Source organism: Citrobacter freundii complex sp. CFNIH2 (assembly GCF_002880615.1).
GTDB classification, from domain to species: Bacteria; Pseudomonadota; Gammaproteobacteria; order Enterobacterales; family Enterobacteriaceae; genus Citrobacter_A; species Citrobacter_A amalonaticus_F.
In genome coordinates, this window is sequence record NZ_CP025757.1 from 1,308,338 (window position 1) to 1,329,913 (window position 21,576).

The 21,576-nt window shown below is 53.1% G+C and carries 16 protein-coding genes; 6 read left to right on the plus strand and 10 right to left on the minus strand.

Annotated features, from left to right (window positions below; genetic code table 11):
- Window positions 1-12 precede the first annotated feature (12 nt).
- Window positions 13-2,133: a TonB-dependent receptor PqqU gene (gene pqqU, locus WM46_RS06645; RefSeq protein ID WP_102601791.1), complete on the minus strand. Its 2,121-nt coding sequence runs from the start codon at window positions 2,131-2,133 to the stop codon at window positions 13-15.
- A gap of 263 nt (window positions 2,134-2,396) precedes the next feature.
- Between pqqU and WM46_RS06650 the strand changes: the two genes are divergently transcribed.
- Window positions 2,397-3,458, plus strand: a complete 1,062-nt coding sequence (locus tag WM46_RS06650; RefSeq protein WP_102601792.1) for a YncE family protein — start codon at window positions 2,397-2,399, stop codon at window positions 3,456-3,458.
- Window positions 3,459-3,590: 132 nt separating this feature from the next.
- Here the strand turns inward: WM46_RS06650 and ansP are convergent, their stop codons facing one another.
- Together ansP and WM46_RS06660 are read right to left on the minus strand one after the other, a co-directional pair.
- Entirely contained in the window at window positions 3,591-5,033 is a 1,443-nt protein-coding gene (gene ansP / locus WM46_RS06655; RefSeq protein WP_102601793.1) for an L-asparagine permease, read from the minus strand.
- 229 nt (window positions 5,034-5,262) lie between these two features.
- Window positions 5,263-6,804 (minus strand): methyl-accepting chemotaxis protein, encoded by a 1,542-nt coding sequence (locus tag WM46_RS06660; protein WP_102601794.1) that lies wholly within the window; start codon window positions 6,802-6,804, stop codon window positions 5,263-5,265.
- A gap of 402 nt (window positions 6,805-7,206) precedes the next feature.
- Here WM46_RS06660 and WM46_RS06665 point away from each other — a divergent pair, with 402 nt between their 5' ends.
- Window positions 7,207-7,824: a glutathione S-transferase family protein gene (locus WM46_RS06665; protein WP_061077552.1), complete on the plus strand. Its 618-nt coding sequence runs from the start codon at window positions 7,207-7,209 to the stop codon at window positions 7,822-7,824.
- A gap of 100 nt (window positions 7,825-7,924) precedes the next feature.
- Here WM46_RS06665 and WM46_RS06670 read toward each other — a convergent pair whose 3' ends face one another.
- Entirely contained in the window at window positions 7,925-9,235 is a 1,311-nt protein-coding gene (locus WM46_RS06670; RefSeq protein WP_061077551.1) for an MFS transporter, read from the minus strand.
- A 72-nt stretch (window positions 9,236-9,307) separates the two neighbouring features.
- The gene (locus WM46_RS06675; protein WP_061077550.1) at window positions 9,308-10,504 is read right to left on the minus strand and encodes an L-talarate/galactarate dehydratase; all 1,197 of its coding nucleotides are present in this window, start codon (window positions 10,502-10,504) and stop codon (window positions 9,308-9,310) included.
- Window positions 10,505-10,821: 317 nt separating this feature from the next.
- On the opposite strand from WM46_RS06675, the gene WM46_RS06685 reads away from it, so the two are divergent.
- Both WM46_RS06685 and pptA read left to right on the plus strand, forming a co-directional pair.
- Window positions 10,822-11,826 carry a LacI family DNA-binding transcriptional regulator gene (locus WM46_RS06685; RefSeq protein ID WP_102601795.1) on the plus strand — a complete coding sequence of 335 codons (1,005 nt, stop codon included), beginning with the start codon at window positions 10,822-10,824 and terminating at the stop codon, window positions 11,824-11,826.
- Between the two features lie 64 nt (window positions 11,827-11,890).
- Window positions 11,891-12,118, plus strand: a complete 228-nt coding sequence (pptA, locus tag WM46_RS06690) for a tautomerase PptA (RefSeq protein ID WP_102601796.1) — start codon at window positions 11,891-11,893, stop codon at window positions 12,116-12,118.
- 41 nt (window positions 12,119-12,159) lie between these two features.
- On the opposite strand, the gene WM46_RS06695 is transcribed toward pptA, so the two are convergent.
- Together WM46_RS06695 and WM46_RS06700 are read right to left on the minus strand one after the other, a co-directional pair.
- Complete coding sequence (locus tag WM46_RS06695) at window positions 12,160-14,136, minus strand: alkyl/aryl-sulfatase (RefSeq protein WP_102601797.1); 1,977 nt, start codon at window positions 14,134-14,136, stop codon at window positions 12,160-12,162.
- Window positions 14,137-14,305: 169 nt separating this feature from the next.
- Window positions 14,306-14,668, minus strand: coding sequence for a DUF4406 domain-containing protein (locus WM46_RS06700; RefSeq protein WP_102601798.1), 363 nt, complete (start codon window positions 14,666-14,668; stop codon window positions 14,306-14,308).
- Window positions 14,669-14,817: 149 nt separating this feature from the next.
- Between WM46_RS06700 and WM46_RS06705 the strand changes: the two genes are divergently transcribed.
- Window positions 14,818-15,573: a DeoR/GlpR family DNA-binding transcription regulator gene (locus WM46_RS06705; RefSeq protein ID WP_102601799.1), complete on the plus strand. Its 756-nt coding sequence runs from the start codon at window positions 14,818-14,820 to the stop codon at window positions 15,571-15,573.
- On the opposite strand, the gene WM46_RS06710 is transcribed toward WM46_RS06705, so the two are convergent.
- The gene (locus WM46_RS06710; RefSeq protein WP_102601800.1) at window positions 15,574-16,143 is read right to left on the minus strand and encodes a flavin reductase family protein; all 570 of its coding nucleotides are present in this window, start codon (window positions 16,141-16,143) and stop codon (window positions 15,574-15,576) included. It abuts the gene before it with no gap.
- A 136-nt stretch (window positions 16,144-16,279) separates the two neighbouring features.
- Between WM46_RS06710 and nhoA the strand changes: the two genes are divergently transcribed.
- Window positions 16,280-17,125, plus strand: coding sequence for an N-hydroxyarylamine O-acetyltransferase (nhoA, locus tag WM46_RS06715; RefSeq protein WP_102601801.1), 846 nt, complete (start codon window positions 16,280-16,282; stop codon window positions 17,123-17,125).
- Between the two features lie 39 nt (window positions 17,126-17,164).
- On the opposite strand, the gene WM46_RS06720 is transcribed toward nhoA, so the two are convergent.
- Window positions 17,165-18,058, minus strand: coding sequence for a PhzF family isomerase (locus WM46_RS06720; protein WP_102601802.1), 894 nt, complete (start codon window positions 18,056-18,058; stop codon window positions 17,165-17,167).
- 125 nt (window positions 18,059-18,183) lie between these two features.
- Window positions 18,184-21,123, minus strand: coding sequence for an autotransporter outer membrane beta-barrel domain-containing protein (locus WM46_RS26600; RefSeq protein ID WP_262360465.1), 2,940 nt, complete (start codon window positions 21,121-21,123; stop codon window positions 18,184-18,186).
- Window positions 21,124-21,576 lie beyond the last annotated feature (453 nt).

Sequence of the window (21,576 nt, forward strand, 5' to 3'; positions counted from 1 at the left end):
GAATAATCGATTTTACTCAAAACGCCAGGCCAGATTGACACCAATGCCATAGTTTCGTCCTGGCGCCGGTTCGTAATAGCGGCCATTCGACTCATTCACAATGACCGAGCCAACATACTCTTTGTCGAAGAGGTTATCGACACGACTAAACACGTCCACCGTCAGACTGCTGAGGTTAAATTTATAGCCGGTATTCAGGCCGACCACGGTATAAGACGGCGCTTTGGCGGTGTTTTCATCGTCGGCCATGATATCGCCCATATAGCGCGCATCGGCACCCGCATACCAGCCCTCATCAGGCACGTAGCCCAGCGAGGCAAACCCCATGTTGCGTGCGATGCCGGGCATTCGGTTACTACTGCAGTTCTGGTCGTTACACACGTTACTGCGATAAGTGGCATCCAGCCAGGTCCATGAGGCGTTGAACCGCCAGTTTCCGGCAATGCGTTGATCCCAGGCGAGCTCCGCCCCCTGGCGACGCGTCTTACCGGCATTCTTATAGGTCGTGCGTCCGCCGCTGCTGGAATCTACCACCAGTTCATCGTCGGTATCCGTCTGGAAAAGCGCCGCCGTCAACAACCCGTCACCGATCCGGGTCTTACTGCCAATTTCCACCGTATCGTTGGTTGAGGGTTTGAGATCAAAATTCATCCCGCTTTGCCCGTCTGCGCGGTAAGAAAGCTCGTTGATGGTCGGCGTTTCGAAGCCCCGGCCTGCGGCGAGATAGAGGTTCCACGCGTCGGTTAAGGCGTATTTCAGCGAACCAGCAGGCAACCACTGATGGTAGCTGGCCTCACCGCTGTCATCGCCATTGCCTGGCGTGACATAATGATCGTTGGAATCGAACCACACCGAACTGTAGCGCACGCCCGCATCGAGCGAGAGTTTGTCAGTCAGTTGCCACTGGGTTTGCAGATAGGGATCCACGTTCCACATCAGGTTACGTTCATCGCGGCGCAGATCGCCTTTCTGACCGTACTCCGGCACGCCATTGTTCAGTCGATAGTTGTTATAGCCTTTACGGTTTTCACTCATGTTCTCGTAATTCAAACCGGTGGTGAAGGTCACGGGGACGCCCAGTTCCCCGCGATGCGTCCAGCGACTGTCGATACCCTGGTAATGGCGCTGCAAAGCGATCACGCCGCCCGCATGAGAGGGGCGAAGCTGTGGCGCCATAGGGATCGACTGATACTGCGTGGTTTCGCGTTCTCCTGCGTACATCATGACGCTCATGTCATCCTGCACGCTGAGCTGGCGCTCATAACGTAATCCGGCCTGGGTCTGTTTGATGGTTTTGCGCGTGTTGTATTGTTCAGCGCGGGGGGATTGTTGGGGATCCGCCCGCCATTCCGCTTCAGTCAGCCCCCCCGGATCGTCGGCTTTAATATCGACGCTATTAAAAATCAGACTCAGCTTGCTGGCGTCATCGATACGTACGCCCAGTTTTGCGTTGGCCAGATTTTTTTGCGCGCCGCTACGATCGCGAAAGCCGTGGGTGGTGAAACGGGTAGTGGAGACCGTGTAATCCACGTCGCCCGCCTGAGTGCCATCACCCATCGCGCCCGTGGCTTTCAGCCCATAACGCCAGCTCCCGAAACTGCCGTAATAGCTGCTCGCTTCTATCGTCGGCGGCTGCTGACCGGTTTGGGTAGTGACATTCATCACTCCGCCGGAAGCATTACCGTAGAGCGCAGAGAAGGGACCGCGCAGCACTTCAACGTTCTGCACGCTGCTGAGATCGATGTTCGATGTCTGCCCCTGACCGTCCGGCATCGTCGCCGGAATCCCGTCAACATACAGACGGATGCCGCGGATCCCATAGGTGGATCGGGAGCCGAATCCGCGCATCGAAATCTGCAGATCCTGCGCATAGTTTTGCCGGTTTTGTACCTGTAGTCCCGGCACGCGGGTCAGCGATTCCGACAGGTTGATGCGCGGCGCGGCCAGGCGCATCTCGTCGCCATCGACGACGCTGACGGCTGCGGGGGTATCCAGCTCTGATATTGCCTGGGGCGAAGCGCTGACGATCATGGTTTGGGCATCGCTAGCCTCATCTGCCAGAACCGGCGATGAAAAGACGAGCGGGAGAAAAAGTGCGGGAACTGCGGTATGTCGTGCGGAAATAATCTTCATGAAAAAGGCCAGTTAAATTGAACGTACCCAGAGGTATGTAAGTTCTATGTTAATGGATTTGTAAATGTTTGAAAATTTTAACGGCACGATGCGTTAATAATTAATGGAGAAATTAAGAAGATTGTAGCCAGAATGCGAATAAATGCTCCACATTCACATGAATAATGATTACCATTCCCATCTATAAAAAAGAGCAATGCCAGGATGTTGCTCGTTGAAGCGATGTGAAGCAGCAAAATAGCTATTTATCAAAGGGAGTCGTCATGCATTTTCGTCATCTGTTCTCGCCGCGCCTGCGGGGGTCATTGCTGTTAGGTTCACTGCTGGTTGCTTCTTCATTCAGCGCTCAGGCGGCTGAAGAAATGCTGCGTAAAGGCGTGGGCAAAGGCGCCTACGAAATGGCCTACAGCCAGCAGGAAAACGCGCTGTGGCTGGCTACCTCGCAGAGCCGCAAGCTGGACAAGGGCGGTATCGTTTATCGTCTTGATCCGGTGACGCTGGAAGTCACGCAGGCTATCCACAACGATCTCAAACCGTTTGGCGCCACCATCAACAATGCGACCCAGACGCTGTGGTTCGGCAACACGGTCAACAGTGCGGTGACGGCTATTGATGCGAAAACGAGTGAAGTGAAAGGGCGACTGGTCCTCGATGCCCGTAAGCGCTCAGAAGATGTGCGTCCGCTACAGCCACGTGAGCTGGTTGCCGATGAAGCGACCAATACGGTCTATATCAGCGGTCTCGGCAAAGAGAGCGTGATCTGGGTGGTGGATGGCGAAAAAATTACGCTAAAAGAGACGATCCAGAATACCGGTAAGATGAGCACGGGTCTGGCGATCGACAGCCAGGCAAAACGGCTGTACACCACCAATGCCGATGGTGAATTCATTACCATCGATACCGCCAGCAACAAAATCCTCAGTCGTAAAAAACTGCTGGATGATGGCAAAGAACACTTCTTCATCAACCTGAGCCTTGATACGGCAGGCCATCGTGCATTTGTAACCGACTCAAAAGCGGCTGAAGTGTTGGTCGTCGATACCCGTAACGGCAACGTGCTGGCGAAAGTCGCGGCGCCGGAGTCGCTGGCCGTTCTGTTCAACCCAACGCGTAACGAAGCCTACGTCACACATCGTCAGGCGGGTAAGGTGAGCGTGATTGACACGAAGAGCTACAAAGTGGTGAAAACGTTTGATACGCCGACCTTCCCGAACAGCCTGGCGCTGTCAGCCGATGGCAAAACGCTGTACGTAAGCGTGAAGCAAAAATCCACGCGTGAGAAAGAAGCGACTGAACCGGATGATGTGATTCGCATCGCCCTGTAAGACGCCCGAGGGCGGTTATGTTATGACTACCGCATGAGTGGTGTTGTAGGCCGGGTAAGGCGAAACCGTCACCCGGCAGATACGTGAAGGTGCAATCTGATAAGGCCTGCCCGAAAGTGCAGGCCTTATTATTTATGGCGCAGTCCGGTGTATTTCCGCCACGCGTTTACGCACGCCATACCAGCCGGCGACCAGCAGGATGGCAATCAGCGGCAGGGAAGCAATGGTCCAGGTCCCGTTCGGATAATCGAATGCCATCAGCACCAGTACGCTCACCAGGAACAACAGTGTTAACCACGAGGTAAACGGCGCGCTAGGCAGTTTGAAGCTGACATCGGCGGCTTTCCCTTCTTTGATCGCCTGACGCAGACGCAGCTGGCAGACCACGATAAAGCCCCATGAGGCGATGATCCCCAGTGACGCAAAGTTCAGCACGATTTCGAAGACCTGCGACGGCACCAGATAGTTGAGAAAAACCCCGACAATGTACACTGCCAGCGTCGCCAGAATTCCCGCGTAGGGCACATGCTGACGGCTCATTTTACTCATGAATGTTGGCGCAGAACCGCCCATTGCCATCGAACGCAAAATACGCCCGGTACAATAGAGGCCGGAGTTCAGGCTCGAGAGGGCGGCGGTTAACACAACGATGTTCATGATGCTGCCAATGTAAGGCACGCCAAGTTTTGAAAAGAAGGTGACAAATGGGCTTTGCCCCGCCTGATAGGCGTTCCATGGCAACAGCAGAACCAGCAGTACCACAGAACCGACGTAGAACAAGCCGATACGCCAGATCACGCTGTTGATGGCTTTCGGCACCATCGTCTGCGGATCTTTACACTCGCCAGCGGCGGTTCCCACCAGTTCGATAGACGCAAAAGCAAAGACCACCCCTTGCACCAACACCAGCGCTGGCAGCAGGCCGTGGGGGAAGAATCCGCCGTTATCCGTAATCAGATGAAAACCTGTGGCGTTACCGTCCAGCGGTTTACCCGAGCCGAGGAATATCGTGCCGACCACCAGAAAGAGAACAATGGCCAGCACTTTGACCAGTGCGAACCAGAATTCCATCTCCGCAAACCACTTCACGCCAATCATGTTCATGGTGCCGACAATCGCCAGCGCGCCGAGGGCAAAGACCCATTGCGGAACGTCGCCAAACGCGCCCCAGTAGTGCATATACAGCGCGACGGCAGTGATATCGACAATACCTGTCATTGCCCAGTTGATGAAGTACATCCATCCCGCGACGTAGGCGGCTTTCTCACCGAGAAATTCACGGGCGTACGACACGAAGCTGCCGCTGGAAGGGCGGTGTAAAACCAGTTCACCCAAGGCGCGCAAAATGAAGAACGAGAAGATCCCGCAGACCAGATAGACCAGCGCCAGCGCCGGACCCGCCATTTGCAGGCGGGCGCCGGCTCCCAAAAATAACCCGGTCCCAATGGCGCCGCCGATGGCGATCATCTGGACCTGACGGTTGCCCATGGCTTTGTGATATCCCTCTTCATGGGCATTCAACCAGCGTCGTTTCGCCGCGTGCTGCTCCGACACCGTTGTTTCTTGTGTATTCATTACGTTACCTGTTTACCTGTCTGATAAGTCGAACTTTTCGTCGCTACCACCCGGCGCGACGCGGGTGCTGCTTCCCGTCATTCTGGGTAGGGATAACACCACCGGCGGAGCATCCTACCTGCAAATAATAAACGGTGCAAAATAGTCCATTCACAATGGTCAGATTGCGTAATAATCAACCAAAACTGAAGTGAAAACCCGCTCTGAACAGGCAGAGCGGGTAGGGGAATCAGGCGGAGGTGCCGAAGACACGCACCGCCTGTTGCAGGCGTGAGGAGCGCCCGGAAAGATTGCCGGCGGCATCTCTGACGCTTTCCACCATCGTGGCGTTGTTATCGGTCATGGTGCCGATGCGGGAGATCGAATCGTTAATCAGTTCCAGCGCCTGCGTCTGTTCACGCGTCGCAAGGCCAATTTCTTTAATCATTGTCGACATCTGGAACACGTCGTCGATCATCCCGGTCAGATGGGTTTCCGTTTGCTCAACCATGCTCACCCCGGCATTGACGTTGGCGACGTTCTTCTCAATCAGCGAGGTAATCTCTTTGGCAGCCGACGCGGAGTGCTGTGCAAGATTTCGTACTTCGGCGGCAACGACCGCAAACCCGCGTCCGGACTCACCGGCGCGCGCGGCTTCGACCGCTGCGTTAAGCGCAAGGATATTGGTCTGGAAAGCAATACTGTCGATCACGCCGATGATGTCGACGATCTGCCCGTTGTCGCGGGAAATCGACTGCATCATGCCGATCGTCTGCTTCATAAAATCGCCCCCTTCGCTGGCGTTAGCGCTGGTTCTGTCGGCCATCGTCATGGTTTGAGCGGCGGTATCCGCCGTTTGCTGTACTGCGCTGCCAATCTCCTCAATAGCTGCCGCAGTTTGCTGCAGGTTGGCAGAGGTCTCTTCGGAACGCTTATGCAGCGCGGTGCCTTCCTGACTGACGCGCTTGCTGATTTCCTGAATCCCGGCAATTTGGGTACTCACATCATCCACCAGGGAATTCAGATTTAATCCGGCCTGATTAACCAGACGCATCATCATCCCCAGTTCATCGACACGATTTAAATGAATGCTGTCGGGTTTTCGTCCGGCAACCACTTTCTGCATCTGGGCCAGGATCTGTTTAACCGGATGACAAATTTGATACTTAAGGTAAATAGCCAGCAGCAAAAACAAGAGGGTAAATGCGCCTGCCTGAATAAGCGGATGAATGGCTAAGAAAATAATACCCAACGCGATAAGCAAACTGATACCGATAGCATAATTGACACGTTGACGGATGGATAACCATTTAAATGCTGACAAACAGGCCAGCACGCCACGACGGATAATGATTCCCTTAAATAAACGATGACCCTTGAAATTGTTATTATTTATCTTTTGATAAAGCTGCTCGCTTTGCTCAATTTCCTGACGCGCGGGAACGGTGCGTACCGAGATGTATCCGGTTAATTGTTCGTTATGCCAGACGGGGGTGACGTTGGCGCGAACCCAGTAATGATCGCCGTTGTGACGGCGGTTCTTGACCATACCGGTCCAACTGTCGCCTTGTTGCAGGGTAAACCACATATCGGCAAATGCGGCAGGCGGCATATCCGGGTGACGGATGATATTGTGCGGCTCGCCCATCAGTTGATTTTCGCCAAATCCGCTGGCGTCGATAAACGCGGAATTCGCATAGGTAATATGGCTTTGCGTATTCGTTGTCGATAACAGCGTCGTTTTCTCGTTAAGTAAATACTCTTTCTGTGTAACGGGAATGTTACTTCTCATGAAAGACTCCTGGTGATGCTGTGCGGAATAAACACAAAAGTCCGTCAGCCTGGGCTGACGGATAATAGAGATTGATGTATTTAGAATGCTGCATTCTCTACTAAACATAAGAATGACGAAAGTATTTAAAATGAAATTTACATGCTTTAATTAAACTGTAATGTCATTAAAATGAAAAATAAATACATCTGCGTAACCTGGAAAGTATAGGGTGCTCCCTTAAGTAAAACTTGACCGATAAAACGATGACAAAAAGAAAATAGGGCTGTGCTATTACGGTTCACATCATAAGTTTTATTGACCTATTAATTTTTGTAGGGATCGATCGCGAGGAACGGTCAGAAAGCCATGCCAGAAATGCAGGTTACTCTACACTTAGAGTTTTAACCTGCAGGAGGCAGTATGATTAAGGTTTATGGGGCACCAGGGTGGGGGTCAGCAATCAGCGAATTAATGCTTACGCTGGCGGATATTCCGTATCGTTTTGTTGATGTCAGCGGTTTTAACAGCGAAGGGCCGCAGCGCGACCTGCTGCAAAAAATCAATCCGCTGTGTCAGGTGCCGACGCTGACGCTTGAAAATGGCGAGGTGATGACCGAAACGGCGGCTATTGCGCTGATGATACTCGATCGTCGCCCCGATCTGGCGCCGCCCGTCGGACGTACTGAGCGTCAGCAGTTTCAGCGTCTGCTGATCTGGCTGGTGGCCAATATCTATCCGACATTTACCTATGCCGACTATCCGGAACGCTGGGTTCCTGATGCGCCCGCCCAGTTGAAAAAGAACGGTATTGAATACCGTAAATCACTCTATCTCTGGCTCAACGATCAACTCAGCGCGGAACCGTATGCCTTCGGCGAACAGTTGACGCTGCTCGACTGTTATCTGTGCGTAATGCGCACCTGGGGGCCGGGGCATGACTGGTTTCAGGATAATACGCCGAATATCAGCGCGATAGCGGATGCTGTGTGTCAGCGGGCAGAATTACGTCAGGTGCTGAAAAACAATGAGATCATCTGAAAAAAGCAACGGCGGTCGCGGGTAAACGCGGACTAAAAAAACGCTGTTCCGGGGAGTGCAGTCCCGAAACAGCGGGGCGAAAGCGTCGCCATACGGACGATCAGGCAGCAGACGGGGTTAGCGTAATGCGATCCAACGGTCCAACAATAAACAGGTAGGAAATAAGGCCAATAAGACCCATTGAGCCGACGTACAGAATGGCGAAGTCAAACGACTGGGTATTAGCCAGAATCACGCCGATCACCAGCGGGGTGATGATACTTGCCATGTTGCCACACATATTGAAGACGCCGCCCGCAATGCCCAGCACCTCTTTTGGCGACGTATCGCTGAGGACGCACCAACCAAGGTTGCCAAACCCTTTGGCGAAAAAGGCCAGGCTCATCGCGGCAATCACCACGAACTCCGAAGAGGTGTAGTTAGCAATAACGATCACGCAGGAGAGCAGCATGCCGCAAATTACCGGCAGTTTACGCGCGATGGTGAGGCTGTAGCCGCGCTTGAGCAACCAGTCGGAGAAGACGCCGCCGAGCAGGCCGCCAATAAATCCGGCAATCGCCGGGATACTGGCGACAAAGCCCACTTTCAGAATCGACATCCCTTTGGCCTGGTACAGGTAGGTTGGGAACCAGGTCAGGAAGAACCAGGTGATAGAGGTGACGCAGAACTGCCCGATGTAGACACCGATCATCATCCGGTTGACGCAGACGCTTTTGATCTGCGCGAACGAGACCTTTTGCGGCTCTTTTTTACTGCCCAGCGTCGGTTCACCGCCACCCTCGCGAATATAGTCAATTTCCTGTTGATTCACTTTGGGATGGTGCATCGGATCTTTGACTTTAATTAACCAGAAGACACCGAGAATAACGCCAATGGCACCGATGTAATAGAAGACAAAATGCCAGCTCAAGTTATGCAAAATAATGGTCATCAGTGGGGTAATAATTCCCAGCGAGATATATTGCGCCGCCTGATAAACCGAGGTGACAAAACCCCGTTCATTATTCGGAAACCATTGTACGCTTAAGCGACTGTTTGCCGGGAAGGCGGGAGCCTCGATTGCGCCCATCAATAAACGCAGAATAATCAGTACGATCAGCGGGCTGGCGTACAGATAGATGGTGCCCTGAAACATGGTCACCAACGACCAGCCGATCAGCGCGCAGCCGTAAACCAGGCGCGAACCGTAGCGATCTAATAACCAACCGCCGGGTAATTGCATGATCACATACGCAATACCAAAAGAAGAAAAAGCCAGCCCCATGGCTTCCGGGTCAAAGCCTAATTCTTTACTCATAATCGGCGCGACGACGGATAATGTTGCCCGGTCGGCATAATTAAATACAGTGGCAAGAAATAAAAATATAAGGATGCTGTAACGCACTTTAGTGCGTTTTATCATTGTGTTCATTCTCTACTCCTCGGTAAGGGCAGAAAGCGTTCTGTAAGGTCAGAGGGCGGGAACTATTCCCGCCAACGCGGATCAGGGGCGTTTGCCAAATTCGCAACTTAACTGCGTCCAGCGGCGCGCCTGTTCGCTCAGGGTGAAGCCCAGACCGTGACGATCGGAGACCCACATGCGTCCGTCGCGCAATTCAAGCTGTTCATTAAACAACGGGTTCAGCCATTCGAAATGCTCCAGCCACGGCTCCAGCGGATAGGCGGCGGACAGATGCAGGTGAACTTCCATGGCAAAATGCGGCGCCAGCTTACGTCCGTGTTTGGCGGCCAGATCCATAATTTTCAGGAACGGTGAGATACCGCCCACGCGCGGGGCGTCTGGCTGGACGAAGTCGCTGGCGTTCCCCAGAATCAACTGTTCGTGCTCGCGGAAGCTGGTCAACATTTCACCGGTGGCGATGGGGGTATCCAGCGCGGCGGCAAGCTGGGCGTGACCTTCAACATCATAGGCGTCAAGCGGCTCTTCAATCCAGATGAGGTTAAACTGCTCCATTTTGCGCCCCATGCGGATCGCCGTTTCGCGATCCCACTGCTGGTTGGCATCGACCATTAACGGGAAGTCATCACCCAACGCCTCGCGAACGGCGGTTAAACGGCGGATATCCTCGGCGCAGTTGGGCTGTCCGACTTTCAGTTTGATCCCGCCAATACCGTTTTCACGCGAAATCACCACATTCTTCAGCACCTGATCGAGCGGCGTATGCAGGAAGCCGCCGGAGGTGTTGTAGCACTGCACGGAATCCCGGTGCGCGCCCAGCAGTTTTGCCAATGGCAGGCCAGCGCGTTTGGCCTTCATGTCCCAGAGGGCGATGTCGATAGGGGAGATGGCCTGTACCGCCATTCCGCTGCGACCAACGGATGCGCCAGCCCACAGCAGCTTGGTGTAGATTTTGTCGATATCATTCGGGTCTTCCCCCAGCAGGTTGTCGGCGATCTCTTTGGCATGAGCGTAAATACCCTGACCACCGGCGCGTTTTGAATAGCTGAAACCGACGCCTTCAAATCCATCGCGGCTGCGGATCTCCGCAATGATAATCGCCACCTCGGTCAACGGTTTCTGGCGACCGGTCAACACTTTGGCGTCACTCACCGGGGTTGCCAGCGGCAGAAATGCCAGTGACAGCTTCACCCATTCGATACGATCGCCGGTTTCCGCTGCCGTTCTGGCATTGGCCGCTTTGGCATAGGTTACGGCGTCAGAATTCGCGCTTAAAGACATGTCATTCTCCTGATTGATGTAAAATGATTGCGCTAACATTTCTATTCTTATGGCAAAAATTAATCCAGAGAGTGGGTGTTGAATTGAACAATCGATCACATATGGCGAATAAAAAAGAGGAATTCCTGCAAAACAGGTCACGTTCCAAAACATTCTGGTAAAATGCACAACATTTAATGATGGCGCTAACATTTATGTATGTGTACGGAAAAGTAAGCTGCTGTATTTGCGGCGTTTCCTGGTCTGAAGCTGGCAATAGCCACACGCATGATGAATAATGCACAGATAAATCAGTGAATTTTGCAGGGACATCCACAGTGAAGAGCACTAAACCACCTCGCGCGCCGACGCTGGAAGATGTTGCCCGCAGTGCCGGACTGTCACCCATGACGGTGAGTCGGGCGCTGAATACGCCACAGCTAGTGCGCCCCAAAACGGTTGAGAAAGTGATGCAGGCGGTGCGGACGACCGGCTATATCCCCAACGCGCTGGCGGGGGGGCTGGCGTCACGGCGCAGTAAATTGATTGCTATTGTGGTGCCGCAGATCAACAACAACATGTTCGTCGATACGATCCAGTCGCTGAGCGATGAACTGGCAAGGCGCGGCTATCATATTCTCCTGTGCGTGGCGGGGTATACCGAACAGACGGAAGCGGAACTTGTCGCCACGCTGCTTTCCCGGCGTCCCGACGGCGTGGTGCTAACCGGCATTCACCACACCAGCGAACTGAAAAAAGTGATTCTGAATGCGGCCATTCCAGTCGTGGAAATCTGGGATCTCACCCCCACGCCGCTCGACATGCTGGTCGGTTTCTCCCATGAAAAAGTCGGGCAGGCCACCGGCGAATATCTGTTGCGTAAAGGGTATCGTCGACCCGGTTTGTTGTGGACGGCCGATCGCCGTGCCGGTCAGCGTAAGCAGGGGTTATGCAGCGTTCTGGCGCATCATGAAATTCATGATGTGCCGCAGGTGGATGTGCCGCTCCCGGCGTCGCTGTCGCTGGGACGCAGTGGGCTTTCGCAACTCTTCAGTGAAGGGGAATTCGACGTGATTGTCTGCAGTTCCGACACGCTGGCGCAAGGTGCAATGATGGAAGCGGAAAGCCGTGGATTACGTATTCCTCAGAATTTGGCCGTCATCGGTTTTGGCGACCTCGATTTTGCCGCCAGCAATCGCCCGTCGATCACCACCGTCAGCGTCGACCGCCGCGCCATTGGTCAGCGAGCCGCCACGCTGCTGGCGAATCGCATTGAACAGACGGCAGTGGAAGAGGCCATTATCGATATCGGGTTTCACCTGATTGAGCGGGAATCCGCATAAACCGACACACGCATGTTGTCGAGTGTGCTAGCGTTAACGTCACACTGACAATAAGGAACCTGCTATGCCACACGTTGATATTAAATGTTTTCCGCGCGACCTGAATGATGAACAAAAAGCGGCGCTGGCCGATGATATTACTGAGGTGATCATCCGTCATCTGAACAGTAAGGAACGCTCGGTGAGCGTGGCGCTGACTGAAGTTCCGGAGGATAAGTGGCAGGGCGTCTGGGATAGCGAGATTGAACCGCAGATGGACGTGCTGATTAAAAAGCCAGGCTACAGCATGTAAACAAAACGCCCGGTCACGAAAACTGACCGGGCAACGTCGGGTTACGGCGTGACGATATTGAACCAGAATTCAAATTTATCCATATAGCCAAGCAGTTCGTTCAGTTTTTCCGCATTGCCGGTGATTTTTACGTCGCCTTTATCTGTGGCTTCTTTCAGCGTTTCTTCTTTCAACACAATCCGGTTTAGCGCATCGCGCGACAGGCTGATGGTGGCATCAGCATTGGCGTCTTCTACGTTCGCGGTGTGGTTCAGTACGCCGTTTTCCAGCTCGATTTTGTACTTACCGCCGTCGTCACCGAAATCGAAGTTAAGGACCATTTTCGCATCTGCTGCTTTTTGGCCGTTAATATGGACGGCGAGGTAGTCAAAGAACATCTCAGGCGTCATCGCGCGTACGGTATCCGGGCTGGCGGTATTCGGCGTTGGCCCCTTCACGACGCCGTTACGCAGTTCCTGCGCGCCGGTCAGGTAGAAGTTACGCCACGGGCCGGATTCAGCCTGGTATCCCAGTTGTTCCAGTGCGTCCGCTTCCAGGTTTCTCGCTGCCTGATTATTCGGATCGGCGAACACAACCTTGCTGACCACTTGCGCAACCCAACGATAATTGCCCTGATCGTAGTCCTGCTTCGCTTTTTGCAGAATGGCATCGGCGCCGCCCATGTACTCCACAAATTTCTTCGCGCCTTCTTCCGGCGGCAGTTCGTCCAGCGTAGCCGGGTTGCCGTCAAACCAGCCGAGATACAGCACATAGGTTGCCTTCACATCATGGCTGACCGAACCATAGTAACCGCGGTTAGCCCAGGTATTGGCCAGCGAGGGCGGCAGGGTAAAGTTTGCGGCGATTTCATCACGGGTTAAGCCCTGGTTGGCCATTCGCAGCGTCTGGTCGTTGATATAGCGATACAAATCGCGCTGGCTTTTCAGCAATTTGACCACATTGTCATTGCCCCAGGTCGGCCAGTGGTGCTGTGCGAGGATAATTTCGGCCTTATCGCCCCACAGGTTAAGCGCTTCATTAATGTATTTGGACCATGGCAGCGGCTGGCGAATTTTAGCGCCGCGCAGCGAATAGGTGTTGTGCAGGGTGTGGGTGACATCTTCTGCGGTTTCGATAATTTTCTTCTCTTCGATATACCACAGCATTTCGGATGGGGCTTCAGAACCCGGCGCCATCAGGAAATCATAGGTCAGTCCGTCAATGACCTCTTTCTGCCCGGTTTTGGTAATATAATTGGTCGGCGCGATCAGCGTCACCGTACCGGCGGAGGTGGTGGTTCCCAGACCTGCGCCGACCTGGCCTTTAACATCCGGTTTCAGCAGGTTGCCGTACATATAGCTGGCACGGCGACTCATCACGTTCCCGGCCATGATATTTTCTGATACCGCTTCCTCCATGAATCCGGCAGGGGCGTAGATTTTCACTTTGCCCGCTTTCACATCGCCTTCATCGACCACGCCGCGAACGCCGCCGTAGTGATCCACATGGCTGTGGGTGTAAATCACCGCCACAACCGGTTTTTTACCCCGGTTCTTAAAGTACAAATCCATGCCCACTTTCGCCGTTTCTGCCGAAACCAGCGGATCGACAACGGTAATGCCTTCTTTACCTTCGATAATCGTCATATTCGACAGGTCAAGATTACGGATCTGATAAACCCCCTCCGTCACCTCAAACAGGCCGCTAATATTAATCAACTGCGCCTGACGCCAGAGGCTGGGGTTTACTGAGTCGGGAGATTTATCGCCTTCTTTAATGAATGCATATTGCTGAGGATTCCAGATAACATTGCCTTGCTCGCCCTTAATCACTTCCTGGGGAATGGGGGCAATAAAGCCTTTATGGGCATCGGTAAAATCGGTGTTATCGGAAAAGGGCAGCTGATTATAAAGCGCATTGTTCGCCTGTTGAGTGGCGGCAGTGGCATCTTTAGGCGCTTCAGCCGCAATAAGCGGAAGAGAAAAAGACGTTAACAGCCCGGCAAGGAGTAGACCCCTGGCGATGGTATTGAGTTGCATTGTAAAACCTCACTTATCGAAATGGAGGACATTTTGATGTGGAAATGCAGGTGTATATGCGTTTGACGTGAAAATTTGAGGTAATGCAACATTAACTATAGCCAGCTTCTGCCAGACGGCAATTAACGTGCAGATATTGCTAGTGTATTGATACCTGCACGATTTTTGATCAGTTCTGCGGGATGTCCTCGACAGAAGTATAGAGCGTCAGTCCATGTTGACGAGCGACCTCGATATCCATATCGGCACCCTTAGACGCTCCCGCAATTCGGTAAATCGCATCACAGCGAGCGATGAGTCGGTGGGCAACCGGGTAGAGCATGGCTTCGCTAATCTCATCATCTAACGACGTGGAACCTGCCGCCTTAGCCAGCGGCAACGCGAGCCATTCGCCAATCAGCGGAATATGCCCGCGCTGGTATACGGCCAGCGCTGCCGTTTCCAGACGCTGAAGGTTGGCGTCGATCAGAGCCTGTTTTCCATCTGTGCCGCTGCGATAAGGGCCGGCGATTAAAATGAGTTGTGCGGTCATGATATCCTCGTTGCTTGTTTGTCGTAGGCAGAAATGCACATTTCTGCACGTTTTTGTTGCCTGTCAGGCGTTGCGTTTGTAGAGTAAATATCATAAACAGCAAATTCGTGCATGATCAAGATAAATCGTGCACATTCAGGAATAACCCTATGCTTACCGATCAGCGTAAAAAAATGATCCTTGAACTCCTGGCCGCCGAAGGTCAGGTGTTGTCGAAAGCGCTCAGTAACCGGTTTGCGGTTTCAGAGGACACTATCCGCCGCGATTTGCGCGAGCTTGCCGCAGAAGGATTTCTGCAGCGCGTACACGGCGGGGCGCTGCCATCGTCTGGTGCGACAGCGCCGTTTCTTGAACGAAAATCATTGAAAACCGACGCCAAAAAGCGCGTGGCGCAAAAAGGGGCCACGTTGATTTCCCCCGGTCAGGTAGTGATCATTGACGGCGGCACGACGACGACTGAGCTGATTGCGTGTCTGCCGGATGATTTAAACATTACCGTCGTCACCCACAGTCCGGGCATCGCATTAGGGCTGGTCAATCATCCGCTTATCGAGATCATTCTTATTGGTGGGCGCGTGTATAAACACTCCATCGTCACGGTGGGTGCGGCGACGATTGAGGGAATGCGCAACATTCAGGCCGATCTCTTTTTCATGGGCGTGACGGGCATTCATCCGGAAGCGGGGTTAACCACGGGAGATTACGAAGAAGCGTGCATCAAACGTGCATTTTCCGGCAGAGCCGCGGAAACGATTGTCCTGGCCTCGCCGGAGAAGATCAGCGCCGCATCTCCCTTTGCCATTGGCGACGTGTCGCTGATTAATACGGTCGTCGTGGAAGAGAACACCGACGAGAGCTGGATCCGCGCCATGAACGCGAAGGGGATCACCGTGGTGACGGCGTAGTTAGCCCGCCGTCACGCGTTTGCCGCTGGTGACAAATGTACCGGCGCCAAGATGATGCAGGGTGTTGAGTTTGTCGTCATCGAACTGCCAACGGCCTTCGACAAACACCCGCTCATCGGCAGCGGCAGAAACCACTTCGCCGAATAAGGTGTCGTATTTTTCCTGCGCGGCGGTGGCGGGGAGGAGGCGACACTCCATCCAGGCCAGACATTTTTCCTCAACGACCGGCAACCCCAGCACCGGACCTTTCACCACCGGGATGCCGTAACAGTTGAATTTGTCTTCATCGCGCCCGGAAACGCTGCCAACGGCGTAAGTCCAGTTGGTAGCGGCGATGCCGGGAATGACAATACCGAACAGGCCGCTGCGCTCAATTAACTCGCGCGACCAGGCCGTTTTATCGACCACGATCGCCAGACGCGGCGGTTCAAACTCGACGGGCATAGACCACGCGGCGGCCATGATATTGCGTCGGTTGCTGATCTCATCGCGACTGGTGATCAGTACCGTGGGGCCATGATTGAGCAGACGGCTGGCGTGGCGTAATTCGACAGGACGGAATCGACTCATAGAATTGTCTCACAAAGGTTTTTTTTGAGTATTAATGAAAACTGACGTCGCGCCAAGCGTCTCATAACACCTGCCTCACTCTTTGGTACATCGTTTATACTCGGATAACGATTTAAGGCCCACGACAGGAAATCTGATGACGCCTATCCTGAATGCTTATTTTGCTCGACTGAACTGGTCAGGGCGTGCCGACGTCAATATTGAGACGCTTCGGGCGCTACATTTGCAGCATAACTGTACTATCCCGTTTGAGAATCTCGACGTGCTGTTACCGCGAGAAATGCACCTTGATGACAGGTCGCTGGAAGAGAAACTCATTACCGCACGTCGCGGCGGCTACTGTTTTGAGCAAAATGGCGTGTTTGAGCGCGTCCTGCGCGAACTGGGGTTTACCGTGCGCAGTCTGTTGGGACGCGTGGTGCTGGCCAACCCTCCGAACCTGCCACCGCGAACTCACCGTCTGCTGCTGGTCGAACTGGACGACGAATCGTGGATCGCCGATGTGGGATTTGGCGGTCAGACGCTGACTGCCCCCATTCGTCTGCAAGCGGACATTATCCAGAAGACGCCACACGCAGAATACCGTTTGCAGCAGGAGGGGGACGACTGGATCCTGCAGTTCTGTCATCACGATCGCTGGCAATCCATGTACCGTTTTGATCAGGTGGTGCAGCAGCAAAGTGACTATGTGATGGGCAACTTCTGGTCCGCGCACTGGCCGCAATCACATTTTCGTCATCATCTGCTGATGTGCCGTCATTTGCCGGACGGGGGGAAACTGACCCTCACCAACTTCCACTTCACGCATTACGAAGGTGACAGGGTGGTAGAACAGCGCAATTTACCGGATGTCGCCTCATTGTATGCGTTGCTACAGGAACGTTTTGGTCTGGGGGTGACAGACGCGAAGCATGGTTTTACGGAAACTGAACTGGCCAGGGTGATGGCGGCGTTTGATACGCATCCCGAAGCGGGAAAATAATCAAAACCCGGCAGGCGCAGGCGCTTGCCGGGCATAATATTAAAAATCTATCGCCCATTCGGCGTGAAACAAAATGACCGCGTTACCCGTGATGGTGACTTTTTCCGGCTGGTTATCCTGAATCTTCACCTCAATTTCAACGGTGCCATCGCGACCTAATGCCCGTCCCTGATGTCCTTTCACCTGCAGCAATTTCCCGTCGTGTTCCAGTAAACCGTGATGCACCAGCCAGGCACCCATCGGGCCGTTGGCATTGCCGGTCACCGGATCTTCCACAATACCAATTGCCGGTGAGAACATGCGCCCATCAGTTTCATTTTTGCCCGGACGGATCTGGAATGGGAAAAAGCCATTGCAGCCAATCTGTTTGCTGATGGTGCAAAGGGCATCAAGATCGGGAGAAAGGGCATCGATATCGACTTCAGGCTTAAGCGGAATCATCACTTTTGAATGCCCGGTTGACGCCACCTGAATCGGTAACTCCGGCAGCATATCGCCTTCGCTCAGGTGCAGCGCACGAAGAATCGCCGCGCGGACGTCGCCTTCGAGCGGCGCTTCAAAGCTGGGCGTACCTTGTTCCAGCGAGATACGATAATCGTCACCATCATGGTGGATCTCGACCCGGTGACGACCCGCCAGCGAGGTTTGCCAGACGGTGGTATTGCCCAGTCCCAGCACCGTGGCGCGAACATAATGCGCCGCAACGGTAGCGTGCCCGCAGATTGGCACTTCTACCGTCGGCGTAAAGTAGCGAATACGGACATCGCTGTCATCGCTTTGCAGCAGGAATGCGGTTTCGGAGTGACGTAATTCGCGGGCAATTAGCTGCATTTGTGTTTCGCTGAGGCCATCAGCATTCAGAACGACACCTGCAGAGTTGCCGCGAAAGGGGGTTCTGGTGAAGGCATCAACGTGGTAAACCTGTGGTTTCATTAGCGTTCTCCCTGAGTGAGAGAAGCATCATAACGTGGAAAAGGCCGAATAGCGATGCATCTGTCTGTACGGCGCGTGATAGGATAAAACCCGGCAGGCATCTACGCGAGCCGGGTGTTTTAGCATCAGAATGAGGCCTTAATACCTACCATCGCGGAGGTATCGCTGTAACCTTTATCACCGATCTGCTGACCGATGTTACCCCACAGGGCAACGTTCTTCGTCAACTGACCTTCAACACCGGCTTTCAGTTCGCCAATATTGCGGGTGCCCTTCAGATTCACGTTTTCACCGTTCATTGCGACGCCAAAGTCTTTGGTGTTGTGGATCCAGTTGGCTTCCACAAACGGCTGGAAGGTGCGGCCTTTGCCGTCATCCAGTTTGTTGTGGCCCTTGCCGAACAGACGCACACCAACACGGGTCTGGATGTTGCCGTCACCGTTGCCTTCCACGCGGGTACCGTTAACTTCTTTGTGCTCATCGGCCTTCACGCCCATCCAGGTGACCTGGGCTTTGGGCTGGATGTACAGCGCGTTGCGCTCACTGAGTTCGGCCAGTTTCCAGGTGTAGCCGGATTCAACAGATGCGGTGAAGCCTTTAGAATCATACTCTTCAGATTCGACGCCACGCCCGGACACCGTGTTATCAAACCAGCTGTACTGCGCCCAGGTATCGACATACGCGCCTTCGTGCGTCGCGTTGTCCTGCAGCCAGGTGCCGTACAGGCCGACACTGTAACCGCTGACGCGGCTGTCGGCACGGTTACCGTTACGCTGGTTTTCGGCGCGCGCTTTCTGGTTCGCATAACCGGCCATCAGACCCAGATGATAACGGTCGGCGCTGTCCGAAGACCACTGCGCGAGATCGCCACCGAGCTGCATGACATAACGGTTGGCCTGCATGTCCAGTTGACCGCTGCTGTCTTTCTGACGGGTATGACCGCCCACATTACGCAGCCACAGGCTGGTGACGGCGTCTTCGCCGGTCAGCGCGTCCACGTAATGCGTTTCACCGAGACGATCCTGCAAACGGGTATTGAACAGCGTGTTCGCCGCCTGCAGGTTCATGCCATACAGGCCTGCTTCCGGACGCACCGCGTGTTCACGCAGCGTCGGAGTTGGCGGCTGCGGATCGGTAGGATTCAGAGGATCCAGCGGAGTAACCGGAGACAGGGCGCTGCTCAGATACCAGTTTTTATTATTCTCGCCTTCACCGCGATGCAGGGTGTAGTCATACGCACCGGCCACGATACGGCCATTTTGTTTAAACACACCGTCAGAATTGCCGCCAACGCTAATCAGTTCGATGCCATCAGTCGTCAGACCGCCCGCGCCCCCGGCGTTCAGTACTTTAACGTTCGTGCTGCCGGAGGTGTTGCCCGCAACGATCATCCGGTCAGTCGGTGAGCTGTCATCGCCCAGTTGGGTGTTCATCACGAGATTACCGTTAGTGCCTGTGTAATCACCATCCACTGTCAGGGTTTTGAAGCTCGCGGTATCACGCGTCAGCATACGACGCTTTGCGGCGGTCGGCATAAAAGTCAGCGTGGAGTCATTCAGCGTCAGGTTGGTGAGCTGAGAACTTTTGGTCATGTTCCAGGCCGAGCCGTCGGCCAGCGACAAGTTATTCACCGCATTGCCGCTGGTGACCATCCCGCCGACGAAACGCGACTGGTTAATCGCATTCACATCAACCACGGCGGAATCCAGGGCTTCAATCGTCCCGACAACCTGGATTTTCTGCGGGTTAATCGTCACGCGGGAGTCGGCGTTTTCCGCCAGAATGGCGGTGGCATCCGGGTCGTTGTAGTTAACCCCCAGTTGCACTTCACCGTTTAGCGTGATCTCGCCGCCTTTGTTCGCCTGAACGTATTTCCAGCTCCCACTGCGGGTGGTATCGACAACATCAATGTTCAGACGACCATTAATGTCGATTTTACCCGCCGTGAGGGCATCTTCTTTACTGGCCATAATACCGGAACCGGTTGTCTGTTGATGCCCCTGAGTATCCAGGGTAATGGTCAGGTTATTACCGGTATATTGCGAGGAGCCCATTGAATCGACGCCTTCAAGAACCGTCTGATCCGCGCCTGATTTTAACAATACTGACGTCGTTCCATGAGTGGTGATGTACGAATCCAAATCGATGTCATCAATACCATCAGATAGCCAGATACCCGAAGCAACCGCCCCAACGCGATTGGCAGTGATATCGATCGCGGTATCACCAAAGGCTTCAATATAACCCGCGTTAGCATTAATGCCGTCTGCAAACTCATCAGCAACGGATCTCACGGTGGCATTCTGATAACGAATAAGCGAGCGGTGAGTGGAGTTTGTCGATTCTGAAACGATCCCCACGGAGTATTCCGTACTCTTGTTATTAACAATCAGGTTTTCAGCGTTGATGAGGGTTCCTTCTTTCGCATAAATGCCAAAAATGTGTCCCTTCGCTCCGGTGATGGTTGCATTCACCGTGGTGTCACCGGTCAGGGTAATCACGCCGTTATTCTTATCAGCGTAAATACCCATGATGTCCTTATTCTCACGTTTGTGGCTGATGTTTATGGTTAAATCATCAGCAATAATCGCGCCTTTTTTCGCAAGATAGGCATCGCTTGATCCGCCGACATTGAGAATGCCAACCGCGAACATCGTGTGATAATCATTGTCCAGCGCCAGGTCAGGGCGTCCTTCAACCGTACCCGGAATGTAATCCCCAACAAGCTGATTAATGGTAGAACCTGACCCCAAATTGATTGTGCCGCTATTGGCAACAAAGACAGCGCCAGAGGCAAGTGAAAAATCGCCATCTTCAAACTCGCCCATGCCGCTAACAATCGGCGTTCCAGCCGGAGCCGTCACCATAATCGCACCATTGTTTTCCACGAAGAGGGTGTTGTCTTCCCCTGCGACGCTGATAATTTTATAGCTGCCACCTGCAACCAGGGCACCACTGCCGGTGATAATGCCATCATCTTCATCATAAATTTTTGCATTTACGTTATTTGTCATTAACAGGCTGCCGATCAACAGCGCCATAGTGGTTAATTTAAATTCTTTCATATCCCTATTCGCTTTTTTTAATAGACAAATACAGCACGGAATAAATTATATTTCTCAACGCTGCGTTTTGGTTTCCAGGCAGAGCGAAAGCAATTTGAGTCAGACGATATCTGCCGAATTCCTTCCAGTAATTCATTCGTGCAAGAGTGATTTATTTTTCATGTTGCTGAATGGATCACAAATGAATTGATCTTACGTAACTAAAGAAATCAGTTAATTGTGAAGTGAAATAATGGATTACAGATGAAATGACGTTAATTTCGCAACAGTCATGGCATATAATAAAAGAGAGGGGTTGAGGTCATCTTTATGATTTTTAAGGAGATAACATATCTTAAATCCGATTTAAGATTTATTAAGGTGTTTCATGTCGTAATTTAAACTCATCAGTATCATAACGGACAAATAAACCGCACGGGTAGGAATATTTCCTGCCCGTGAATTTTTAAAAAT

What these genes read in the sequence shown, in the direction of transcription:
- pqqU (WP_102601791.1), bottom strand. Translation starts at nt 2,133, where the DNA reads ATGAAGATTATTTCCGCACGACATACCGCAGTTCCCGCACTTTTTCTC.
- WM46_RS06650 (WP_102601792.1), top strand. Translation starts at nt 2,397, where the DNA reads ATGCATTTTCGTCATCTGTTCTCGCCGCGCCTGCGGGGGTCATTGCTG.
- ansP (WP_102601793.1), bottom strand. Translation starts at nt 5,033, where the DNA reads ATGAATACACAAGAAACAACGGTGTCGGAGCAGCACGCGGCGAAACGA.
- WM46_RS06660 (WP_102601794.1), bottom strand. Translation starts at nt 6,804, where the DNA reads ATGAGAAGTAACATTCCCGTTACACAGAAAGAGTATTTACTTAACGAG.
- WM46_RS06665 (WP_061077552.1), top strand. Translation starts at nt 7,207, where the DNA reads ATGATTAAGGTTTATGGGGCACCAGGGTGGGGGTCAGCAATCAGCGAA.
- WM46_RS06670 (WP_061077551.1), bottom strand. Translation starts at nt 9,235, where the DNA reads ATGAACACAATGATAAAACGCACTAAAGTGCGTTACAGCATCCTTATA.
- WM46_RS06675 (WP_061077550.1), bottom strand. Translation starts at nt 10,504, where the DNA reads ATGTCTTTAAGCGCGAATTCTGACGCCGTAACCTATGCCAAAGCGGCC.
- pptA (WP_102601796.1), top strand. Translation starts at nt 11,891, where the DNA reads ATGCCACACGTTGATATTAAATGTTTTCCGCGCGACCTGAATGATGAA.
- WM46_RS06695 (WP_102601797.1), bottom strand. Translation starts at nt 14,136, where the DNA reads ATGCAACTCAATACCATCGCCAGGGGTCTACTCCTTGCCGGGCTGTTA.
- WM46_RS06700 (WP_102601798.1), bottom strand. Translation starts at nt 14,668, where the DNA reads ATGACCGCACAACTCATTTTAATCGCCGGCCCTTATCGCAGCGGCACA.
- WM46_RS06705 (WP_102601799.1), top strand. Translation starts at nt 14,818, where the DNA reads ATGCTTACCGATCAGCGTAAAAAAATGATCCTTGAACTCCTGGCCGCC.
- WM46_RS06710 (WP_102601800.1), bottom strand. Translation starts at nt 16,143, where the DNA reads ATGAGTCGATTCCGTCCTGTCGAATTACGCCACGCCAGCCGTCTGCTC.
- nhoA (WP_102601801.1), top strand. Translation starts at nt 16,280, where the DNA reads ATGACGCCTATCCTGAATGCTTATTTTGCTCGACTGAACTGGTCAGGG.
- WM46_RS06720 (WP_102601802.1), bottom strand. Translation starts at nt 18,058, where the DNA reads ATGAAACCACAGGTTTACCACGTTGATGCCTTCACCAGAACCCCCTTT.
- WM46_RS26600 (WP_262360465.1), bottom strand. Translation starts at nt 21,123, where the DNA reads ATGAAAGAATTTAAATTAACCACTATGGCGCTGTTGATCGGCAGCCTG.